Origin of the sequence: Brachybacterium sp. GCM10030268, from assembly GCF_042666305.1 — a bacterium.
Lineage (GTDB): Bacteria > Actinomycetota > Actinomycetes > Actinomycetales > Dermabacteraceae > Brachybacterium.
In genome coordinates, this window is the sequence record NZ_JBHTCW010000001.1 from 183,829 (window position 1) to 202,384 (window position 18,556).

An 18,556-nucleotide genomic window follows, 5' to 3' on the forward strand; every position below is an offset into this window, starting at 1 on the left:
GCCGCCCGCGCAGTCCGCGGCTGGTGGACGGGCTCGCCCGCCGGCGAGCGCGGTCAGTCGCCGGTGAGCATCTGGGCGATCCGGGCGCGCGAGGGATGGCGACGCACCTCGTGCGTGACACCGTCGGCCACGAAGTGGAAGGCCGTGCGGATACGCCCCAACGGGATCCCGGTTCGCTCGTGCCAGGCGATGCGGTACACGGACAGCTGCAGGGAGCGCTCGCGCAGCTGAGCCGGTCGTGGCAGCCGTCCGGTCTTCCAGTCCACGATGATCACGCCCCGGGCGTCATCGGGATCGGGGAAGACCGCATCGATCACGCCGCGCACGGTGATCTCCCCGACCCTGGTGGTCACCGGCTGCTCGACGGCGAGCGGGGTGCGGCCTGCCCATTCGGAGGCGGCGAAGGCTTCTCGCAGGGCGAGCTCCTCGGCCCGGGACCCGGATCGCCCGTCCGGGGCATCGTCGGAGCCGCTCGGGCCCGGGACGTCCGAGCTCTCGGCGACGTCCCCGACGTCGGCCAGATCCGCCAGGTCCTCGTAGTCCAGCAGGGTCGCGCTGTCGTAGCGGGACTCCAGCCAGGCGTGGAACGCGGTGCCGCGGGCCGCAGCGGCCGAGGGCCGCCGGGGCAGCGGCCGCAGCAGGTCGATCGCGGCGCCGTGGGGGTCCCGCGCCTGGTGGACCACCTGCGAGGCCGACAATCGCGGCGGGGAGTGGACGACCGGGGGCGCGGCCTGCTGCTCGAGATCCGCGACGGCCCGACGCACGATCTCCGCGAGGTGCGGGTCGGCCAGCGCGGCGAGATCCGGCCCGGGACCGGCGGTGCCTGCGCTGGGCGAGACGCCGGTCCCTGCGGGAGCCTGCGTGGCGGAGCCGGCCTCCTCATCGCCTGTGCCGGTCGCCGCCTCGAGCAGCTCTGCGGCGCGCCGACGGGCCAGCTCCGCCTCACCGGGAGCGGGCGGCCACTGGGCCTGCGGCCGTTCGGTCTCCATCGGGTTGTGCTCGGGGACCTCCTGCACGGTGCGCAGCTGCGGCGGAACCAGATTCGCGACCTCGATCAGGTAGCGCGAGCGGGGCCGGGCGGTGGCCAGCCCGGCGCGCCAGGCCGCCGAGGTCAGCAGCAGCCTGCGGCGGGCACGGGTGACCGCGACGTACATCAGCCGCCGGTCCTCGCGCAGGGACTCCTCGCCCTGCGCGAACCGGTACTCCTCGATCAGGGACTCGGCATCGACCTGCGTGTCGGCCTCCGCCCAGGCCAGTTCGGGCAGGGTGTCCGCGTCCCCGCGCAGCGCGGTGGGCACGGACGCGGAGGCGAGCTTGTCCAGCCACCCGTTGGCGGGGACCCGCACTCGGCCGGCCTCGTCGACCTTCGCGCGTCGCAGGTCGTAGGAGGGCACGCTGCCCTCGGTGAGCCCGGCCACGGCGACCAGGTCCCATTCCAGTCCTTTCGCGGAGTGCATGGTCACGATCTCGACGGGCTCCGCCCCGTCATCGCCCTCGGACGCAGCGGCCTGGGCATGCTCGGGGGCGGCGTTCACGGCGAGCCCGGCCTCCTCGTCCTCGCTGATCTCCAGCAGGTCGAGGTAGGCGCCGAGGCCGCCTCGGGGAGCGGTGCGGTCGAAGGCGGCGGCGTGATCCCGCAGGGCTTCGAGGTCGGCGAGGGCGCCCGAGGCGGGGTCGCGCTCCTGCAGCGCCAGATCCACCTCGAGCACGCGCACGGCGGCGGTGACCAGGTCCGGCAGGGGCAGGGGCAGCAGCCGGCGCATCTCGCGCAGCAGCTGCTGGACCTGCTCGAGCCGGGCCCTGCCCGTGGCTGTCAGGGAGCGCCCCGAGGGATCGCTCCAGTCCGCCGGCGGGAGGTCGTCGACCGCGTCGATGAGGGAGACGGACTCGGCCTCGTCCTCCCCGCCCGGGGTATCGGCATCCCGGCGCAGGCGAGAGGCCAGCCGGTCCCGCCATCGACCCAGCACGGCGAGGTCCCGGGCCCCCACCCGGAACCGAGGGCCGGACAGCAGCCGCATCAGGGCATCACCGCGGCCAGGGTCGTGCGCGCATTGCAGCACGGCGCGCACGTCGGCCACCTCGGGGCGATGCAGCAGGCCGCCGAGCCCGACCACCCGGACCGGGAGTCCCTTCTCCTCGAGTCCTTCGACCAGGGCGGGGATCTGGCGGCGGGCACGGACCAGCACGGCGGCCGAGGCCTGGTCGTCCTCGGCCTCGGCGCGACGGGCGAGGACCCAGTCGGCGATGGCCCGGGCCTCGGCGCGCTCGTCGGAGGCCTCGCTGATCTCGGCGCCGCCCTCCCCCGCCCCGGGCCGGGCCGCCAGCTCGGGGATCCTCAGCCCGGCGGCTCCGCTGCGCAGGGGGGCGGCCAGCGTATTGGCCACGGCCAGGACGGCCTCGTCGTTGCGCCAGGAGGTGGACAGGGTGCGCTGCAGGACGGGCTGCTCGTCCGTGGCGAAGGCCTCGGCGAAGCCGGCCAGGGACGCGGCCGAGGCGCCGCGCCACCCGTAGATCGCCTGCTGGGGATCGCCGACGGCGCAGGCGGCGTGCCCCGGCCCGAAGAGGTCGGTGAGCATCTGCAGCTGGGCGACCGAGGTGTCCTGGAACTCGTCCAGCAGCACCACCCGGTGCATGCGCCGGGCGAGCCGGCCCGCGGCGGGAACCTCGCGCGCCACCCGGGCGGCGAGGGAGACCTGGTCGGCGAAGTCGAGGGCGGCGGACTCGGCGCGGACCCGGGCGAAGCGTTCGAGCAGCGGGATCAGGGCGAGCCGGGACTCGAGCGCGGACAGGACCGAGGCGACGGCCTTGGGTGTGGTGCGGCGACGTCCCTCGACCTGCAGCGGGATCCCGGAGAGGTGGTCGCGGATCGTGCTGAGGTGCTCCTGCAGCTGCTCGGGGCTCACCAGGTGGTCGGCGAGCGAGGAGGTCAGCGACAGCAGCGCCGCGGTCAGGGTCGCCGGGGACGCCTCGAGGTCCAGGCTGTCGTCCCAGGACTCGACGATGGAGTGGGCCAGCTGCCACGAGGCCGAGGTGGACATCATGGTCAGCTCGGGGTCGATGCCGACGGCCAGGGCATGCTCGCGCACCAGGTCGAGGGCGAACCCGTTGTAGGTGCCGACGGTGGGGCGCTGGCCCACCAGGTCGTCGTGGCCGCGCTCGAGCCCGGCCGGCAGCGTCAGCCCCTCCTCGCGCATCGCGGTGGCCAGGGTGCCCAGGCGCGCCGAGATTCGGGCGGAGAGCTCGTGGGCGGCCTTGCGGGTGAAGGTGAGGCCGAGAACCTGGCGGGGCTCGACGATGCCGTTGGCGATCAGCCACACGACCCGGGAGGCCATCGTCTCCGTCTTGCCGGAGCCGGCCCCGGCGACGACCAGCATCGGGGCGAGCGGAGCCTCGATGACGGCGGTCTGCTCGGCGGTCGGTGTGGGCTGGCCGAGCAGGTCGGCCAGCCGCTGCGCCGACAGCGCCGGCGGGGCTGCCGCGGCTGGCAGGGCTGACCGGGTCGAGGGGTCCGACGGGCCGTGCCCCGGAGCCCGGGTCGGGCGGGAGGCGGACGAGCTCATAGCTGCTGTCCTTCCGGCTGCAGGGGGCAGCTGCTGCGCACGGCGCAGTGGGCGCAGTGGGCGTTCAGCCGGGCGGTGACCTGCGAACCGGACACCTCCGTCGCGACCGTCTCCACCAGGTCGTCGAACCACGCGGGATCCTCGGCCCGCGGCAGCGCGTTCTGGGTGCGCACCGCGGCCTTCTTCCCTCCGGTGCCGACGTAGACCAGCTGGGCCCCGCCCAGCCGTTCGGGGGCGTCCTCGCCGAGCTGCTCGGCCAGGGCGCCCTCGCGCACGGCTGCCTGGTACGCGGCCAGCTGCAGGTCGCTCTCGGCCGCGGCGGCGGATTTGGGATTCCTGCCGGTCTTGAGATCGACGACCCGCAGTCCGGTCGCGTCGCCCTCGATGCGATCGATGCTGCCGCGCAGCCGCACCCTGCCCAGCTCCACCTCGAAGGGGGCCTCGACGGCCAGCGGGGCGGGGGCGCTGCGCAGGTGCTCGGCGAGCAGCCGGGCGGCGTCCTCGGCGTGGCGGATGCGGCGGCGCCCGGACCAGGTCTCGGTGCCGGGCACCGAGCGCAGCAGCGCGTGCAGCTCGCGCAGGAGGTCCTCGGTGCCGTTCTCGGGGCCGCGGGGATGGACCTGGGCCAGATGGTGCAGTGCGGTCCCGATCAGCTGTGCGGGCCCACCGGCGCGGGTGCCGCCGGAGCGCTCCATGAGCCAGGACTGGGGGCAGTCGACGGCGCGCTCGAGCGCCGAGGGCGACAGGGCGATGGGGGCGCCGGGATCGTGCAGGGGCTCGGTGGTGCTGGGCTCCTGGTGGTACCAGCGCGCCGGGTCCGTGCCAGGGGCGCCGGCGCGGCCGAGGGCCGCCAGTGCGATCGCGGCATCCCGCGCCCGCTGCGGGTCGTCCTCGTGCAGACGGCGGCGCAGGGCGGCGACGAGCCGGCGGGCATCGGGCGCGGGGCCGGGGTCCTGCCGCAGGGTGTCCAGCTGCGTCCAGGGCTCACCGGGCAGCGTCTCGACGGCTTCGACCAGCGCCGACGGGGCCAGCTGATCGTCCTCGACCGCAGTGACCAGCACTCGGGTGCGGGCACGGGCGACGGCGCTGACGGCAAGACGCAGTTCGTCGGCGACCACCTGGGAGCGCTGGATGGCGCGCAGCGATTCGGGGTCCTCGAGGCCGGTGGGGATCCCGGCACCGGCCTCCGTCCCCGCATCGGCGCCGGCACCGGCCAGCAGCGAGAGCTCCGCAGCACCGAACAGGGTCGAGCGCAGGCGCAGGTCCGGCCAGGCTCCTTCCTGGACGCGGGCGAGGACGACCGTGTCCCGGTGCTCACCGGCGAGCTGGGCGGGTGTGAGCACGCTCAGCCGTCCCCGCGGGGCGGCGGCCGGGGCGAGGGTGTCCTCGACCACGGCCTGGGAGCGGATCTGCTCGACGAGATCGAGTGCGCCGGCGCCGGGACGGCGATCGGTCAGACGCTCCGCGGCGGCGAACAGCTCCAGCAGGGCGTCGAGCCGGGATCCGGCCAGGCGGGAGCGGGCACCGTCGACGTCGCCGGGGGCGCCGAGGGCGGCGCGGCGCCAGCCTGCGGCCAGCCCGGAGGCATCCCAGGCGTGCCAGATCACCTGCTCGGCGTCGGCGTCGCGGTGCTCGCGGACGGCGCGGATCATCGCCCGCACGCGGTGGACCGGGGCGGCGGCCCGGTCCCGGGCATCCGGGGCGGGCAGGCCCGGGACCTCGTCCTCGGTGAGGGCGCGGGCCAGCAGCTGCTCGCTGGCCACCTCCTGCCCGGTCCCGGCGGCGCGGTGCGCAGCCAGCAGCAGCCGGCGGATACGGCGCAGACGCAGCGTGTCGGCGTCGCCGAAGGGACCGCGCAGCAGGCGATCGGCCACGAGGGGATCCGGCACGGTCCCCTCCGGGGCGAGCCCGGTCTCGAGGATCGTGAGCAGGTCGGCGATGGCCGGGACGTCGCGCAGCGGCTGGGGGCGGCGCGGCGTGCGCACCGGCAGGCCGGTGCGCGAGAGCAGATCCGCGACGTCGGCGACGGCGGCCCCGGAACGGCACACGACGGCCATGTCGTCGTAGGGGATCTGCTCGCGGTGGTGGAGATCGCGCAGGGCGGAGCCGATCAGTCGAGCCTCGTCCAGCGGGTCGCTCGCCCGCAGCACCGCGATCCCCGTGGTGCCTGCGGTGCCTGCGGTGCCTGCGGACCGAGCGTCGGAGGACGGGCCTGCGGGCGCCTCGGGAGCGCGAGCGAGGGACACGGCATCGGGCCGCGGGCGACGGGAGGCCGCCGGGGCACCGGCCAGCGGGAGCCGGCCGCGCAGTGCGTCGACTCCCGTGACGATCCGCTCCGACGCCCCGTGGGACCGGCGCAGGGTGACCTCGGTCACCGGGCGGCGGAGGAGCCCGCGTATGCGGTCGGCAGCATCGGGCAGGGCGCCCCGGAACGTGTCCACCGCCGCGTCCGGGCAGCTGCACACCAGCACCGGCGCCCCCGCCCCCGCCAGGGCCGCGACCAGGGAGATCCCGGCCGTGGTCAGATCCTGCGCGTCATCGATCACGACGGCCCGGAAGGGCGCGGGCGTCCGCGGGTCCTCCAGCAGGCGGGCAGCGCGCCGGACCAGGCCGCCGGCGTCGAGCCGCGGCCCCGCGTCCAGGGCGGCCGAGGACTCGAGATCGAGGACCCCGAGATAGTCGCGCAGGATCGCCGCGGCGTCCCGCCAGGCCGGGCGGTCCCGTCGGCGGCCCAGCTCCTCGAGGTCCGACGGGGCCAGGCCCAGCTCGGTCGCTCGCGTGATCAGGTCTCTCAGCTCGGTGCGGAAGCCCGGCAGAGCGCGCGCCCCCGGATCGGCGTCCAGATACCAGGATTCCCGGTCCGCGATCAGCTCGGCCAGCAGGGCGTCCTGCTCTGCGCCCGTGACCAGGGTCGGCTCCCCCAGCCCCCGCTCGAGCGCGTCGGAGCGCAGGATCGCGTGGGCCAGGGCCGGCGGGGTCATGGCTCGCACCTCGCCGGCGCCGCCGGCGCCGAGAGCGTCGCGCAGATGGCCGGCGGCGAGGCGGCGCGGGGCGAGCAGCAGCGCGCCGTCCCCGCGTGCGGCCGCGGCAGCCAGGGCGAGAGCACTGCGCCCGCTGGCCGGTCCGCCGTGGACGATCACGTCATCGCCCGCGGTGAACGCGTCCAGTGCCCGGCGCTGATCCCCGTCGAGCTCCTCACGGTCACGCAGCGGCGGCAGCGACCCGAGATCCGGCCCGAGCAGACGGATGCCCTCGCCCGTGGTCGCTCCTGCTCGCCTCGCCATGGCCCTATTGGACCGCACCGGGCCGACACCTGTCGGGGGCCGACCGTGCCCGCCGGGACGGTAGAGTGTCACGGATCACCGCGGATCAGCCACACCCTCCGGAGGTCGACGCCATGTCTTCGCCGTCCAAGGCGCCCACGGTCCGGATGCCTCGCGCGCAGCGGCGCTCCCAGCTGCTCGAGCTCGCCACCCGTGTCTTCACCGAGAAGGGCTTCCAGGCGACGTCGATGGACGACATCGCCGCCGCGGCGGGCGTGACCAAACCGGTCCTCTATCAGCACTTCGACTCGAAGGAGACGCTGTACGTCGAGGTCATCGACATCCTCGCCGGGCGGATGCTGGACGAGGTCCGGGCGATCGGGGACCACGCGGGCGGCACGGCGGCCCGGGTGCGTCACGGTCTCGGGCGCTTCTACCAGTTCGTGTCCCTGGAGAACGCCCTGCGCCTGTTCACCGGCCACGAGTCGATCTCCCCACGGGTCCAGGAGCGCGTGGACCTGGTGCTGGACGAGATGGCGATCGAGCTCGCCGGGGTGCTGACCGCTGCACGCCGCTTGAGCACGGTCCAGGCACGGGTGGTGGGCCGGGGGTTCATCGCCATCGCCCAGACCACCGCCCTGCTGCTCCATGCCGCCGCCGACGAGGCCGAGCGGGAGGAGGTTCTCGAGACGATGACCGCGGCGATGGTGCACGGACTCACCGGATTCGAGCCGCTGGAGCACCCGCAGGTCGCCGGGCCCGTGCTGGCGGGGGACGGGAGCGCACGCCCCGGTTCCGAGCGGTAGACTTCCGGCGCACAGCATCGGACATCCGCCCCCGAGGCGGAGGGAAGGATTTCGACATGGAGATCCGCATCGGCATCCAGCACTCCCCCCGCGAGATCGTCGTCGAGTCCGGGGAGAAGGCCGACGAGGTCCTCGAGCGCCTCAACGCCGCCGTCACCGACGGCACCCCCGTCACGCTGGTCGACGACAAGGGCCGCACGGTGCTGATCCCCGGTGCGAAGCTCGCTTTCGCGGAGCTCTCCACGGAGGAGCCCCGCCGCGTCGGCTTCCTCGGCTGACCCACCGTGGCCGCCGCCCACGAGGACTCGCCGGGCGAGTCCTCGACGGATCCGGATGCCGCGGCCGCGCACGAGGACTCGTCGGCCACCGCTGCGGACGCGCCCCCGGAGGACTCCGCGGCCGGGCGTCGCCGGCGCAGACGGCGCAGCATCCGTCTCCTGCATCTGAGCACCACGGTGCTGGTCGCCGCCCTGGGGGCGGTCGTCGGCATCCTGCTGACCCCCGCGACCCGGGTCGACGTCGGCCCGCTGACCGCGACGGTCCACCTGCGTCCCTCGTTCGCCTCCGAGACCGTCCTGCTGCTGCCCCCGGTCGGCGAGATCGCCTTCGACACGCACGTCGCCCCGGTCAGCATCGAGGCCCGCGTGCAGGGCGTGGACATCGACAAGGCCGAGGCGCTGTTCTACTCCGACCAGGGCCTGAGCGACCTGACCCGGACGGCACCCGAGGCGCTCACTGCCGCCGCCGCCACGAATGCGGCCCTGAACGCGCTCTGCGGGGCCGCAGGGGCCGGCCTGGCCGTCGGCCTCACGTTCCGCCGGGTACGACGCTCGCTGATCGCCGCCGGCGGAGTGGTCGCCGTGGTCGGGGTCTCGGTGGCCGCCACGTCGGTGACGTTCAGGCCCGAGTCGCTGTACCAGCCGAAGTTCGAGGGACTGCTGTCCCAGGCCAGCTACGTCGCCGACATCGGCCAGGGCAAGGTCGTGGACTACGAGAACTACCGCGACACGCTCGCCGAGTTCGTGGGGCAGGTCTCCGCTCTCTACATCGCGGCGGACTCCCTGCCCGTGGGGATGGACGCCGAGAACGTCATGACCGTGCTGCACGTCTCGGACATCCACGACAATCCCCAGGCGTACGACGTCATCGAGCAGCTGGAATCCCAGTTCGCGATCGATCTGGTCATCGACACCGGCGACATCATCTCCTGGGGGACGTCGCTGGAGAACGAGCTGCTCAGCTCGATCGGCGACCTGGATGTGCCCTACGTCTACATCGCCGGCAACCACGACGGGGCGAGCACCGCCGCCGTGATCGCCGACCAGCCCAATGCGACCGTGCTAGAGAACGAGGTCACCGAGGTGGCCGGGCTGCAGATCGCCGGAATCGGCGATCCCCGCTTCGCGGCCGACGACGACTCGGACGCCGGCGGATGGCGTGAGGGGAAGGAAGCCGTCGCGGCCAGCGGGTTCCAGCTCGGCGAGACCATCACCGACTACGACCGGGAGCACCCCGAGGACCCGGTCGATCTCGCCCTGATCCATGACCCCACCCAGCCGGAGGGCCTGCTCGGCCGGGTGCCGCTGGTGCTGTCCGGCCACATGCACACCTCGAACGTCGAGCTGGACGTCGAGAGCTCGGGCACGAACTGGCTGACGGTCGGCTCCACCGGCGGGGCGCTCGCCTCCGGCGGGATCGCCCCGGTGCTGCAGGGTGACGACCCTCTCGATCTCACGGCCCGGATGCTCTATTTCGACAAGGAGACCGGGGATCTGGTCGCCTACGACGACATCGTGATGGGCGGGATGGGCCTGGTCTCGGTGTCGATCCAGCGCTCCCAGATGCCCGCCGAGCAGCCTGAGCTACGGATTCCCGAGGAGGACCGGACGCCGGAGGCGCCCGTCCCCTCCGAGCAGGAGGTCGAGCCGGGCGAAGGGCTGCAGGACGAGGAACGCGTCACTCCCACGGATCCCAGCAGCCCGCTGCCTGCCTCCAGCGACGGCGGCGCCGGCTGAATCGGGGCACTCCCCCGGCGCCCCGCGGGCATGGGGGCTACCATGGCAGTGCACATCCATGACTTAGAGAGTTGAACGGTGCCTGAAACCATCCCGCACACCGATGAGGCCGTGTCGGCCTCCCCCGCCGTCGAGCAGAGCTCCGGCAACGCTGCTGACCAGACGACCGACCAGACCGGTCGGACCAGCGCGCCCGAACAGACCTTCGCGGACTTCGACGTCCGCTCCGACATCATCGATGCCCTCGCCGCCAAGGGCATCGTCACTCCGTTCCCGATCCAGTCGATGACTCTGCCGGTCGCCCTGCGCGGCCGCGACATCATCGGCCAGGCCAAGACGGGCACCGGTAAGACGCTCGGCTTCGGCATCCCCCTGCTGCAGGCAGCGGTCGCACCCGGTGAGGACAACCCCGACGGGCGCCCCGTCGGGAAGCCGCAGGCCCTCGTCGTGCTGCCCACCCGTGAGCTCGCGGTGCAGGTCGCCGCGGACCTCGAGGCGGCCTCGGCGAAGCGTCCGGTGCGCATCCTGACCGTGTACGGCGGTCGCGCCTACGAGCCGCAGATCGAGGCCCTCGAGCGCGGCGTCGAGGTGGTCGTCGGGACCCCCGGCCGCCTCCTGGACCTGCTGCGTCAGAAGTACCTGGACCTGTCCCAGGTGCGCACCGCGGTGCTGGACGAGGCCGACGAGATGCTGGACCTCGGCTTCCTCGAGGACATCGAGAAGCTGCTGCAGGCGGTGCCGACCACACGCCAGACCATGCTGTTCTCCGCGACGATGCCCGGGCCGATCATGGCTCTCGCCCGCCGCTTCATGAGCCAGCCGACGCACATCCGTGCGCAGGATCCCGGCGACGAGGCGCGCACCAAGGCCGACATCAAGCAGGTCGTCTACCGCGCCCACCAGCTCGACAAGATCGAGGTGATGGCGCGCATCCTGCAGGCCCGCGAGCGTGGGCTGACGATCATCTTCATGCGCACCAAGCGCCAGGCGGACCGGGTGGCCGGCGATCTCGCCGACCGCGGCTTCGCCGCCGCCCCGCTGCACGGCGACCTGGGCCAGGGTGCCCGCGAGCAGGCCCTGCGCGCCTTCCGTCACGGCAAGATCGACGTGCTGGTCGCGACCGACGTCGCCGCCCGCGGCATCGACGTCACCGATGTCACCCACGTCGTGAACTGGAACTGCCCCGACGACGACAAGACCTACCTCCACCGCACCGGCCGCACCGGCCGCGCGGGCAAGAAGGGCACCGCGGTGACCTTCGTGGACTGGGAGGATCTGGCCCGGTGGGCGCTGATCGCCCGCCAGCTCGGCCTGGAGTCGACGGAGGCCGTGGAGACGTATTCCACCTCGGAGCACCTCTACGCCGAGCTCGATATCCCCTCCGATGCCAAGGGCTCGCTGCCCCGTGACAAGCGCACCCGCGACGGCCTGGACGCCGAGGCGATCGAGGATCTCGGCGGCCCGGACTCCGGCTCCCGCGGGCCGCGGGACAGCGGACGCGGCGGAGGCCGCGGCGGTCGTGACAGCGGCGGCCGTGGTGGCCGTGACAGCGGCGGTCGCAGCGGCTCAGGACGCGGCGGTGAGCGCCGCGAGCAGTCCTCGAGCGAGGACGGGAAGACGGAAGGCTCCGGCGACCGCTCGCGCCGCAACCGGTCGCGCTCGCGCACCCGCCGGGTCAACGGCGAGGTCGTCGCCGAGAGCAGCTCGGGCCCGGCTGGACCCCGCGAGGGCTCCGACGCCGCGGGGTCCAGCGAACGTCCCCGCCGTCGCCGCTCCCGTGGCGGCCGCGGCCGCAGCGGCGGCAGTGGTGGCAACGGCGGCGGCTCCTCCGCCCCCGCCGAGGGCTGAGCGCGCCGAGAGCTGAGCATCGAGAATGCCCGCGACCCGAGTGATATCCGGGTCGCGGGCATTCGTGCTCTCACGGGGAAGGTCCTGACGAGGAACGCCCCGATAGGGCAGATCCGCAGGGCAGATCCGCAGAGCGGCTCCGCACGTCAGGCCGGGACGACGCCCCAGGCGGCGAGGAAGGCGTGGATCGCGTCGAAGATCATCTGCGTGCTGATCGCGGCCAGCAGCACGCCGGAGATGCGGGTGACCAGCGTGACCCCGCCCTCGCCGAGGATCCGGGCGATGACGCCCGCGAACCGCATCGCGAGGTAGATCGCCACGGCCAGCAGCACCATGGCGATGGCGAGCGAGCTGATCCGAGCGACCTCGCCCTCGGTCTGCTGGACGAAGAGCATCACCGCGACGATCGCCCCGGGGCCGCCGAGCAGCGGCGTGCCCAGCGGCACGAGGGCCACGTTCACGCCCTCGCTCGCGGCCATCTCCCCCATCTTCCCGGTCAGCAGCTGCAGCGCGACGATCAGCAGCAGGAGCCCGCCGGAGAACTGCAGCGCCGGCAGCGAGATGCTCATGTAGTCGAGGATGAACCGCCCGAACAGGGCGAACACCGAGATGATCAGCATCGCCACACCGACGGCCACCAGCGCCGCCCGGTGCCGCTGCTTCGCGGTCATGGTGCTGGTCAGCGACAGGAAGATGGGCACCGTGCCCGGCGGGTCGATGATGACGAAAAGGGTGACGAAGACCCCGGTCAGGAAGCTCGGATCGACCAGGTTCACGGGCGGATGACCTCGGTGGTGCTCGTGGCGCGCTCGGTGATCGCCGCTAGGACGGACGGCTGCGTGAGGTTCTCCCCGAGCCGGTTGGGTTTGCCGGCGCCATGGTAGTCGCTGCCACCGGTGATCAGCAGATCGTGGCGGCGCGCGAAGTCACGCAGCCGGGCGCGCTCGGCCTCGTCGTGCTCGCGGTGATCGACCTCCACGCCGGCCAGGCCCGCCTCGACCATGGACTCCAGCAGCTCCAGCGGAAGGTCCCCGTCGCGGGCGACGGAGCCCGGGTGAGCGACCACGGCCACTCCCCCGGCGTCGCGGATCGCGCGCACCGCGACCGTCGGCGAGGGCGCGTAGTACGGCACGTAGTACGGCCCGGAGGGGCTGAGGATCTCGCGGAACGCGGCGGAGCGGTCCGGGATGCTGCCCTGGGCGACCAGGGCGTCGGCGATGTGGGGGCGCCCGATCACGGTGCGCTCACCGGCCACCTGCGCCTGCACGTCCTGCCACGTGATCGGATAGTCGGCCGCGACCAGCTCGACCATCCGGCGAGCGCGCTGGGAGCGGGAGGAGCGCGCACTGGCCATCTCCATCGCGAGCTCCGTGTCCGGAGAGGGGTCCACCAGCAGCGCCAGGATGTGCACGCTGAGGCGTTCGTGCTCGGAGGAGACCTCGACGCCGGGCACGGCCGCCACCCCGCTCGCGCTGACCGCGCCGGGCAATTCCGCCCAGCCGGCCACGGTGTCGTGATCGGTCAGTGCGAGAGCGCCCAGCCCCTCCTCGCGGGCGCCCCGGAACAGACCGTGGACATCGCACGTGCCGTCGGACCACGAGGTATGGGCGTGCAGGTCGATGCGCTCCGCGCGGGTGGGATCGGACCTGTCGCTCATAGTTCCAGGGTAGACCGGCGCGTGAGACCATCGGGGGGTGAGCACCGAGAGCACCGACACCAGCACGCCCGCCACCGGCAACGGTCTCGCCTCCCGCGGCGATGCCCGCTCGCAGCGCCCCACCAACGAGGCGTTCCGCGAGTTCATCGCCTCCGGATGGGACGAGACGGTTCCCGACGCCGAACGCCGCGAGGCGGCGGATTTCACACCAGCGCGACGCGACGCGCTGGTGCGACGTCTGCCCGCCACCCGCATGGTGCTGCCCGCCGGCGTGCTCAAGGTCCGCTCCAACGACACCGACTACCAGTTCCGCCCGGACACCGCCTTCGCCTACTACTCGGGCCTGGGCACCGACGAGGAGCCCGACAGCGTCCTCGTCGTCGAGCCCTCGGCGGAGGATCCGGGCACCGCGCAGGCGACCTACTTCTTCCGGCCCCGCGCCGGCTTCGACAGCAGCGAGTTCTATGCCGACTCGCGCTACGGCGAGATGTGGGTGGGTCGCCGGCCGACGCTCGAGGAGGCCTCGCAGCGCCTCGGCATCGAGGTGCGGCACATCGATGATCTCCGCGACCACCTCGCCAAGGACGTCGGCGCGCAGCTGTCGCTGTCGGTGATGCCGGGCGTCGATGCCGCCGTGGAATCGATGGTCCAGGAGATCCGTACCCAGAACGGGCTCCCCGGCGGGGACGACGCCGCCGCGCAGCACGCCGAGCTGAAGGAAGCCACCAGTGAGCAGCGTCTGGTCAAGGACGAGTACGAGGTCCGCCAGCTGCGCAAGGCCGTCGACGCGACCGTCCGCGGCTTCGAGGACGTCATCGCCCACCTGCCCCAGGCCGTCGCCCACGCCCGCGGCGAGCGCGTGATCGAGGGCGTCTTCGCCCGCACCGCGCGCGTCGAGGGGAACGGCGTCGGCTATGACACGATCGCCGCCGCCGGCGACCACGCCTGCACCCTGCACTGGATCCGCAACGACGGGACCGTGCACGAGGACGATCTGGTGCTGCTGGACGCCGGCGTCGAGGTCGATTCGCTCTACACCGCCGACGTCACCCGCACCCTGCCGGTCTCCGGCACGTTCGCCCCGGCGCAGCGGAAGGTCTACGACGCGGTGCTGGAGGCGGCCGACGCCGCCTTCGCGATCGCCCGGCCCGGCGTGCGCTTCCGCCAGCTGCACGCGACTGCCATGGAGGTCATCGCCGCCCGGCTCGAGCAATGGGGGCTGCTGCCGGGGACCGCCGAGCAGTCGCTCTCGCCCGAGGGTCAGTGGCACCGGCGCTGGATGGTCCACGGCACCAGCCATCACCTGGGCATGGACGTCCACGACTGCGCGCAGGCCCGTCGCGAGATGTACCTCGACGCGGAGCTCCGGCCCGGGATGGTCTTCACGATCGAGCCCGGTCTGTACTTCAAGGAGAACGACCTGCTGGTCCCCGAGGAGCTGCGCGGCATCGGCGTGCGCATCGAGGACGACGTCCTGGTCACCGCCGACGGCGTCGAAAACCTCTCGGCCGCGGCTCCCCGTCGGGCCGAGGACGTCGAGAAGTGGATCGCCGAGATCAGCGGCCGGCGGCCGTGAGCAGGTCCGGGGCAGTGAGCAGCGCCCAGCTGGCGCGCTTCTACGCGGCTCGGCTCGCCGGCACCACCGTCTTCGATCCCATCGGGGACGTGGTGGCGAAGGTGCGGGACGTCGTCGTGCTGCCCCAGGCACGCAGCTCGGCGCGGGCCGTCGGGTTCGTGGTCGAGGTCGCGGCCAAGCGCCGCGTGTTCCTGCCCATCACCCGCGTCACCTCCATCTCGCCGGGCCAGGTGATCTCGACCGGGGTGCTGAACGTGCGCCGCTTCGAGAAGCGCGCCGGCGAGCTGCTGGTGATCGGTGACCTGCTCGATCGCGCGGTCACGCTCAACGACGGCTCCGGCGAGGCGACGGTGCTGGACATCGCCCTGGACCAGAACCGGCACAAGGACTGGGAGGTCTCCCGGCTGCACGTGCGCCGCCGTCGCCGCGGCAGCTCGCTGAGCCGCCTGGTCTCGCGCGGGGAGACGCTCACCGTCCAGATCACCGAGGTCAGCGGACTGTTCGGCACCCAGGCGGAGCAGTCGGCGCACCTGCTGGCGGCCTCCTACCAGGATCTCAACCCCGCCGATCTGGCCGAGATCATCCAGGAGCTCGATGCCAAGCGACGGATCGAGCTGGCCGGGGAGCTGGCCGACGAACGCCTGGCCGATGCGCTGGAGGAACTGCCCGAGGACGTCCGGGTCGAGGTCGTCACCGGCCTGGATCCCACCCGCGCCGCCGACGTGCTGGACGTCATGGACCCCGACGACGCCGCGGACCTGCTGCAGGAGCTGCCCGAGCAGGTCGCCTCCCAGCTGCTGGGCCTGATGGAGCCCGAAGAGGCGGAGGACGTGCGCCGCCTGCTGGCCTACGACGAATACACCGCCGGCGGCATGATGACCACCGAGCCGATCATCGTCGCCCCCGAGACCCCGGTGGCGCACTGCCTGGCGATGATCAGCCGCGAGGATCTCCACGCCGCGCTCGCCGCGACCGTGCTGGTGTGCCGCGCCCCGCTCGAGACCCCGACCGGCAGGCTGCTGGGGATCGTCCATTTCCAGCAGCTGCTGCGGGAGCGGCCCGACCGGCCCGTCGGCGAGATCCTCGATGCCGACCGCGTCGCCGTCGGCCCCACCGCGCCGCTGTCCGAGGTCACCCGTGAGATGGCGACCTACAACCTCGTCTCCATCCCCGTGATCGACGACGACGGCCACCTGCTCGGCACGGTCACGGTCGACGACGTGCTCGATCACGTCCTGCCCGATGACTGGCGCGAGCAGGACGAACCCGTGCCCACCACCGGACAGATCGACCTGTCCGAGATCGCCCGGGCGACCGCCCGTGATGACGCCGAGGAGGAGTGAGAATGGCCGAGCACAACCCCGCTCCCCTCGACGACCCCGGTCCCCGCCGCCGCACGTGGCTGCGCAACCCCCTCCGTGGCGACGCATTCGGCCGCGCGGCGGAGGCCTTCGCCCGGATGATGGGCACCCCGGCCTTCCTGGTCGGGATGACCCTGTTCTGTGCGGTCTGGCTGACGTGGAACTCGCTGGCCCCCGAATCGGCGCAGTTCGACCCGCGTGCCCTGAACTTCACCCTGCTGACCCTGATCCTGTCCCTGCAGGCCTCCTATGCGGCTCCTCTGCTGCTGCTGGCCCAGAACCGCCAGGACGACCGCGACCGCGTGCAGGCGGAGCAGGATCGCCAGTCCAACGAGATCAACCACGCCACGACGGACTTCATCACCCGCGAGATCGCCTCACTGCGCCTGGCCCTGAACGAGGTCGCCACCCGCGACTTCGTGCGCGGCGAGCTGCGGGACCTCCTCGAAGGGCTCGAGGAGCGCACCGGCTCCGAGACGGACGACGCCGAGGCGCCCTCAGAGAGCGGGAACCGCACGAAGCCCGACAGTTCCCACAGGGACCCCGCCGACGCCTCGACTGCGTCCGGCGCGGGAACCGAGCAGTCCCCCGTCATGACCCTCGAGACCAGCGCTCTGCGGACCATCCTCCGCGAGGAGGTCGCCGCCGCGCTGGCCGAACGCTCCCCCGACCACCCGAAGGAGAACGACCTCTCGTGACCACCACAGAGCAGACCTCCGCCACCGACGACCGCGCCGCCCTCATCCACGAGGCGCTCAGCGGCGTCATCGACCCCGAGATCCGTCAGCCGATCACCGACCTCGGCATGGTCGACGACGTCACCGTCGACGCCGAGGGCACCGCCCACGTCAAGGTGCTGCTGACCATCGAGGGCTGCCCCATGCGTGACCGGATCGAACGGGAGACCGCCGAGGCCACCGCCACCGTGCCGGGCCTGAGCCGCGTCGAGGTCACCACCGGGGCCATGAACGAGGAGCAGCGCCGCGAGCTGACCGCACGCCTGCGGCAGGGGCGGCGCCAGATCCCGTTCAACCAGCCCGGCTCCCTGACCCGCATCTATGCGGTCTCCTCCGGCAAGGGAGGCGTCGGCAAGTCCACCGTGACCGCGAACCTCGCCGCCGCGATGGCGGCCGACGGACTGCGCGTCGGCGTGATCGACGCGGACATCCACGGATTCTCGATGCCCGGCATGTTCGGCGTCACCGACAAGCCGACCAAGGTCTCCGACCTGCTGATGCCGCCCGAGGGCCACGGCGTGGCCGTGATGAGCATCGGCATGTTCGTGCCGGAGGGGCAGGCCGTGGTGTGGCGCGGGCCCAAGATGCACCGCGCCATCGAGCAGTTCGCCTCCGACGTGTACTGGGGCGACCTCGACGTGCTGCTGCTGGACCTGCCGCCCGGCACCGGGGACGTCGCGATCTCCGTGGCCCAGCTGCTGCCCTCGGCGCAGATGCTCGTGGTGACCACGCCGCAGCAGTCCGCCTCCAGCGTCGCTGAGCGCGTCGGCTCGCTGGCCACCTCGACCGGCCAGGAGATCGCCGGGGTGATCGAGAACATGGCGGGGCTGACGCTTCCGGACGGCTCCGTGATGGACGTGTTCGGCTCCGGCGGCGGCGACCGCGTGGCGGCGACCCTGGCCGAGGCCGTCGGCCATGACGTGCCGGTTCTCGGCCGGGTCGGTCTGGACCCCGCGCTGCGCGAGGGTGCCGACACCGGTGTCCCGATGGTGGTCTCGGCCCCGGACTCCCCCACCGCGATGGCGCTGTCGGGCGTGGCCCGCTCGCTCGTGCACACACCGCGGGGGCTGGACAAGATGAAGCTGCCGCTGACTGTCTCGCGGTCCTGAGCGACCGGTCTCGCGGTCCTGAGCGACGCTGTCGGGCGCGTTTCCGGCCCGTGCTGGGCCCGGCGGCTCCGGCCTGTGCGAGCCCGTGTCCCGAGCCGCCTGATGGCGTCCGGGTCGGCTCAGCAGGTTCGGGGTCTGCCCAGCGGGTTCCGCGTCGGCTCAGCGGGTTCCGCGTCGGCTCAGCGGGTTCCGCGTCGGCTCAGGTGGCTTCGGGATCGAAGGGGGCGCGCTGGGGGCCCTTGTCCTTCTTCGCCTTCCCGCCCTTCGAGGAGCCCTTCTTCGCCGCGGCACCGGCCGCTCCCGCTCCCGCGACGGCGGACATCGCTTCCTTGCTGGGCAGGAGATCCTCGGGGTCGGTATCGCCCCAGGCCTCACGGATGATGCGGCGCGGGTCGTACTGACGCGGGTCGTACTTGCGCAGGTCCTCGATGGCGATACCCATCTCGTCCTCGACCGTGGCGCGGGAGTCGTCGACCCACTGCCGGGCCTGACGGACCCAGCGGACCAGCTGACGGGTGAGATCAGGCAGACGCTGAGGTCCCACGATGACCAGGAACACGATCAGCAGGATGACGACTTCCCACCCGCCGAGTCCCAAGAATCCCTGGCCGCCCATGCTCCACC

At 73.1% G+C, this 18,556-nt stretch carries 13 protein-coding genes; 8 read left to right on the forward strand and 5 right to left on the reverse strand.

Features of this window, described 5'->3' with window-relative positions; genetic code table 11:
* Window positions 1–53 precede the first annotated feature (53 nt).
* Together ACFQRD_RS00865 and ACFQRD_RS00870 are read right to left on the reverse strand one after the other, a co-directional pair.
* Window positions 54–3,560 carry an ATP-dependent helicase gene (locus ACFQRD_RS00865; RefSeq protein WP_377019077.1) on the reverse strand — a complete coding sequence of 1,169 codons (3,507 nt, stop codon included), beginning with the start codon at window positions 3,558–3,560 and terminating at the stop codon, window positions 54–56.
* Window positions 3,557–6,844, reverse strand: a complete 3,288-nt coding sequence (locus tag ACFQRD_RS00870) for a PD-(D/E)XK nuclease family protein (RefSeq protein ID WP_377019076.1) — start codon at window positions 6,842–6,844, stop codon at window positions 3,557–3,559. The genes ACFQRD_RS00865 and ACFQRD_RS00870 overlap by 4 nt, the downstream gene beginning before the upstream one ends.
* A 113-nt stretch (window positions 6,845–6,957) precedes the next feature.
* Between ACFQRD_RS00870 and ACFQRD_RS00875 the strand changes: the two genes are divergently transcribed.
* From ACFQRD_RS00875 to ACFQRD_RS00890, 4 genes are all read left to right on the forward strand, one after another.
* Window positions 6,958–7,629: a TetR/AcrR family transcriptional regulator gene (locus ACFQRD_RS00875; RefSeq protein ID WP_377019074.1), complete on the forward strand. Its 672-nt coding sequence runs from the start codon at window positions 6,958–6,960 to the stop codon at window positions 7,627–7,629.
* A 56-nt stretch (window positions 7,630–7,685) separates the two neighbouring features.
* Window positions 7,686–7,907, forward strand: a complete 222-nt coding sequence (locus tag ACFQRD_RS00880; protein WP_377019073.1) for a DUF3107 domain-containing protein — start codon at window positions 7,686–7,688, stop codon at window positions 7,905–7,907.
* Between the two features lie 6 nt (window positions 7,908–7,913).
* Window positions 7,914–9,644: a metallophosphoesterase gene (locus ACFQRD_RS00885; RefSeq protein ID WP_377803287.1), complete on the forward strand. Its 1,731-nt coding sequence runs from the start codon at window positions 7,914–7,916 to the stop codon at window positions 9,642–9,644.
* 78 nt (window positions 9,645–9,722) lie between these two features.
* Window positions 9,723–11,492, forward strand: coding sequence for a DEAD/DEAH box helicase (locus tag ACFQRD_RS00890; RefSeq protein ID WP_377019071.1), 1,770 nt, complete (start codon window positions 9,723–9,725; stop codon window positions 11,490–11,492).
* 146 nt (window positions 11,493–11,638) lie between these two features.
* On the opposite strand, the gene ACFQRD_RS00895 is transcribed toward ACFQRD_RS00890, so the two are convergent.
* On the reverse strand, window positions 11,639–12,268 hold the full coding sequence (locus tag ACFQRD_RS00895; RefSeq protein ID WP_377019069.1) for a MarC family protein: 630 nt from the start codon (window positions 12,266–12,268) through the stop codon (window positions 11,639–11,641).
* Entirely contained in the window at window positions 12,265–13,149 is an 885-nt protein-coding gene (locus tag ACFQRD_RS00900) for a PHP domain-containing protein (protein ID WP_377019067.1), read from the reverse strand. Before ACFQRD_RS00900 ends, ACFQRD_RS00895 begins: the two co-directional genes overlap by 4 nt.
* Window positions 13,150–13,186: 37 nt before the next feature.
* On the opposite strand from ACFQRD_RS00900, the gene ACFQRD_RS00905 reads away from it, so the two are divergent.
* From ACFQRD_RS00905 to ACFQRD_RS00920, 4 genes are read left to right on the forward strand one after another with little or no spacing between them, the layout of a single operon-like run.
* Window positions 13,187–14,725, forward strand: coding sequence for an aminopeptidase P family protein (locus ACFQRD_RS00905; protein ID WP_377019066.1), 1,539 nt, complete (start codon window positions 13,187–13,189; stop codon window positions 14,723–14,725).
* 14 nt (window positions 14,726–14,739) lie between these two features.
* A complete protein-coding gene (locus ACFQRD_RS00910) occupies window positions 14,740–16,068 on the forward strand; it encodes a magnesium transporter MgtE N-terminal domain-containing protein (RefSeq protein ID WP_377019065.1) in 1,329 nt (442 codons plus the stop codon).
* Window positions 16,069–16,070: 2 nt separating this feature from the next.
* Complete coding sequence (locus ACFQRD_RS00915) at window positions 16,071–16,784, forward strand: DUF1003 domain-containing protein (protein ID WP_377019064.1); 714 nt, start codon at window positions 16,071–16,073, stop codon at window positions 16,782–16,784.
* Window positions 16,781–17,932 carry a P-loop NTPase gene (locus tag ACFQRD_RS00920; protein WP_377019063.1) on the forward strand — a complete coding sequence of 384 codons (1,152 nt, stop codon included), beginning with the start codon at window positions 16,781–16,783 and terminating at the stop codon, window positions 17,930–17,932. Before ACFQRD_RS00915 ends, ACFQRD_RS00920 begins: the two co-directional genes overlap by 4 nt.
* Before the next feature lie 199 nt (window positions 17,933–18,131).
* Here the strand turns inward: ACFQRD_RS00920 and ACFQRD_RS00925 are convergent, their stop codons facing one another.
* The gene (locus ACFQRD_RS00925) at window positions 18,132–18,548 is read right to left on the reverse strand and encodes a twin-arginine translocase TatA/TatE family subunit (RefSeq protein ID WP_377019062.1); all 417 of its coding nucleotides are present in this window, start codon (window positions 18,546–18,548) and stop codon (window positions 18,132–18,134) included.
* Window positions 18,549–18,556: the final 8 nt, after the last annotated feature.

Excerpts from the sequence above, each read along its gene's own strand:
- ACFQRD_RS00880 (WP_377019073.1), top strand. The coding sequence starts at position 7,686 with ATGGAGATCCGCATCGGCATCCAGCACTCCCCCCGCGAGATCGTCGTC.
- ACFQRD_RS00925 (WP_377019062.1), bottom strand. The coding sequence starts at position 18,548 with ATGGGCGGCCAGGGATTCTTGGGACTCGGCGGGTGGGAAGTCGTCATC.
- ACFQRD_RS00915 (WP_377019064.1), top strand. The coding sequence starts at position 16,071 with ATGGCCGAGCACAACCCCGCTCCCCTCGACGACCCCGGTCCCCGCCGC.
- ACFQRD_RS00900 (WP_377019067.1), bottom strand. The coding sequence starts at position 13,149 with ATGAGCGACAGGTCCGATCCCACCCGCGCGGAGCGCATCGACCTGCAC.
- ACFQRD_RS00870 (WP_377019076.1), bottom strand. The coding sequence starts at position 6,844 with ATGGCGAGGCGAGCAGGAGCGACCACGGGCGAGGGCATCCGTCTGCTC.
- ACFQRD_RS00875 (WP_377019074.1), top strand. The coding sequence starts at position 6,958 with ATGTCTTCGCCGTCCAAGGCGCCCACGGTCCGGATGCCTCGCGCGCAG.
- ACFQRD_RS00865 (WP_377019077.1), bottom strand. The coding sequence starts at position 3,560 with ATGAGCTCGTCCGCCTCCCGCCCGACCCGGGCTCCGGGGCACGGCCCG.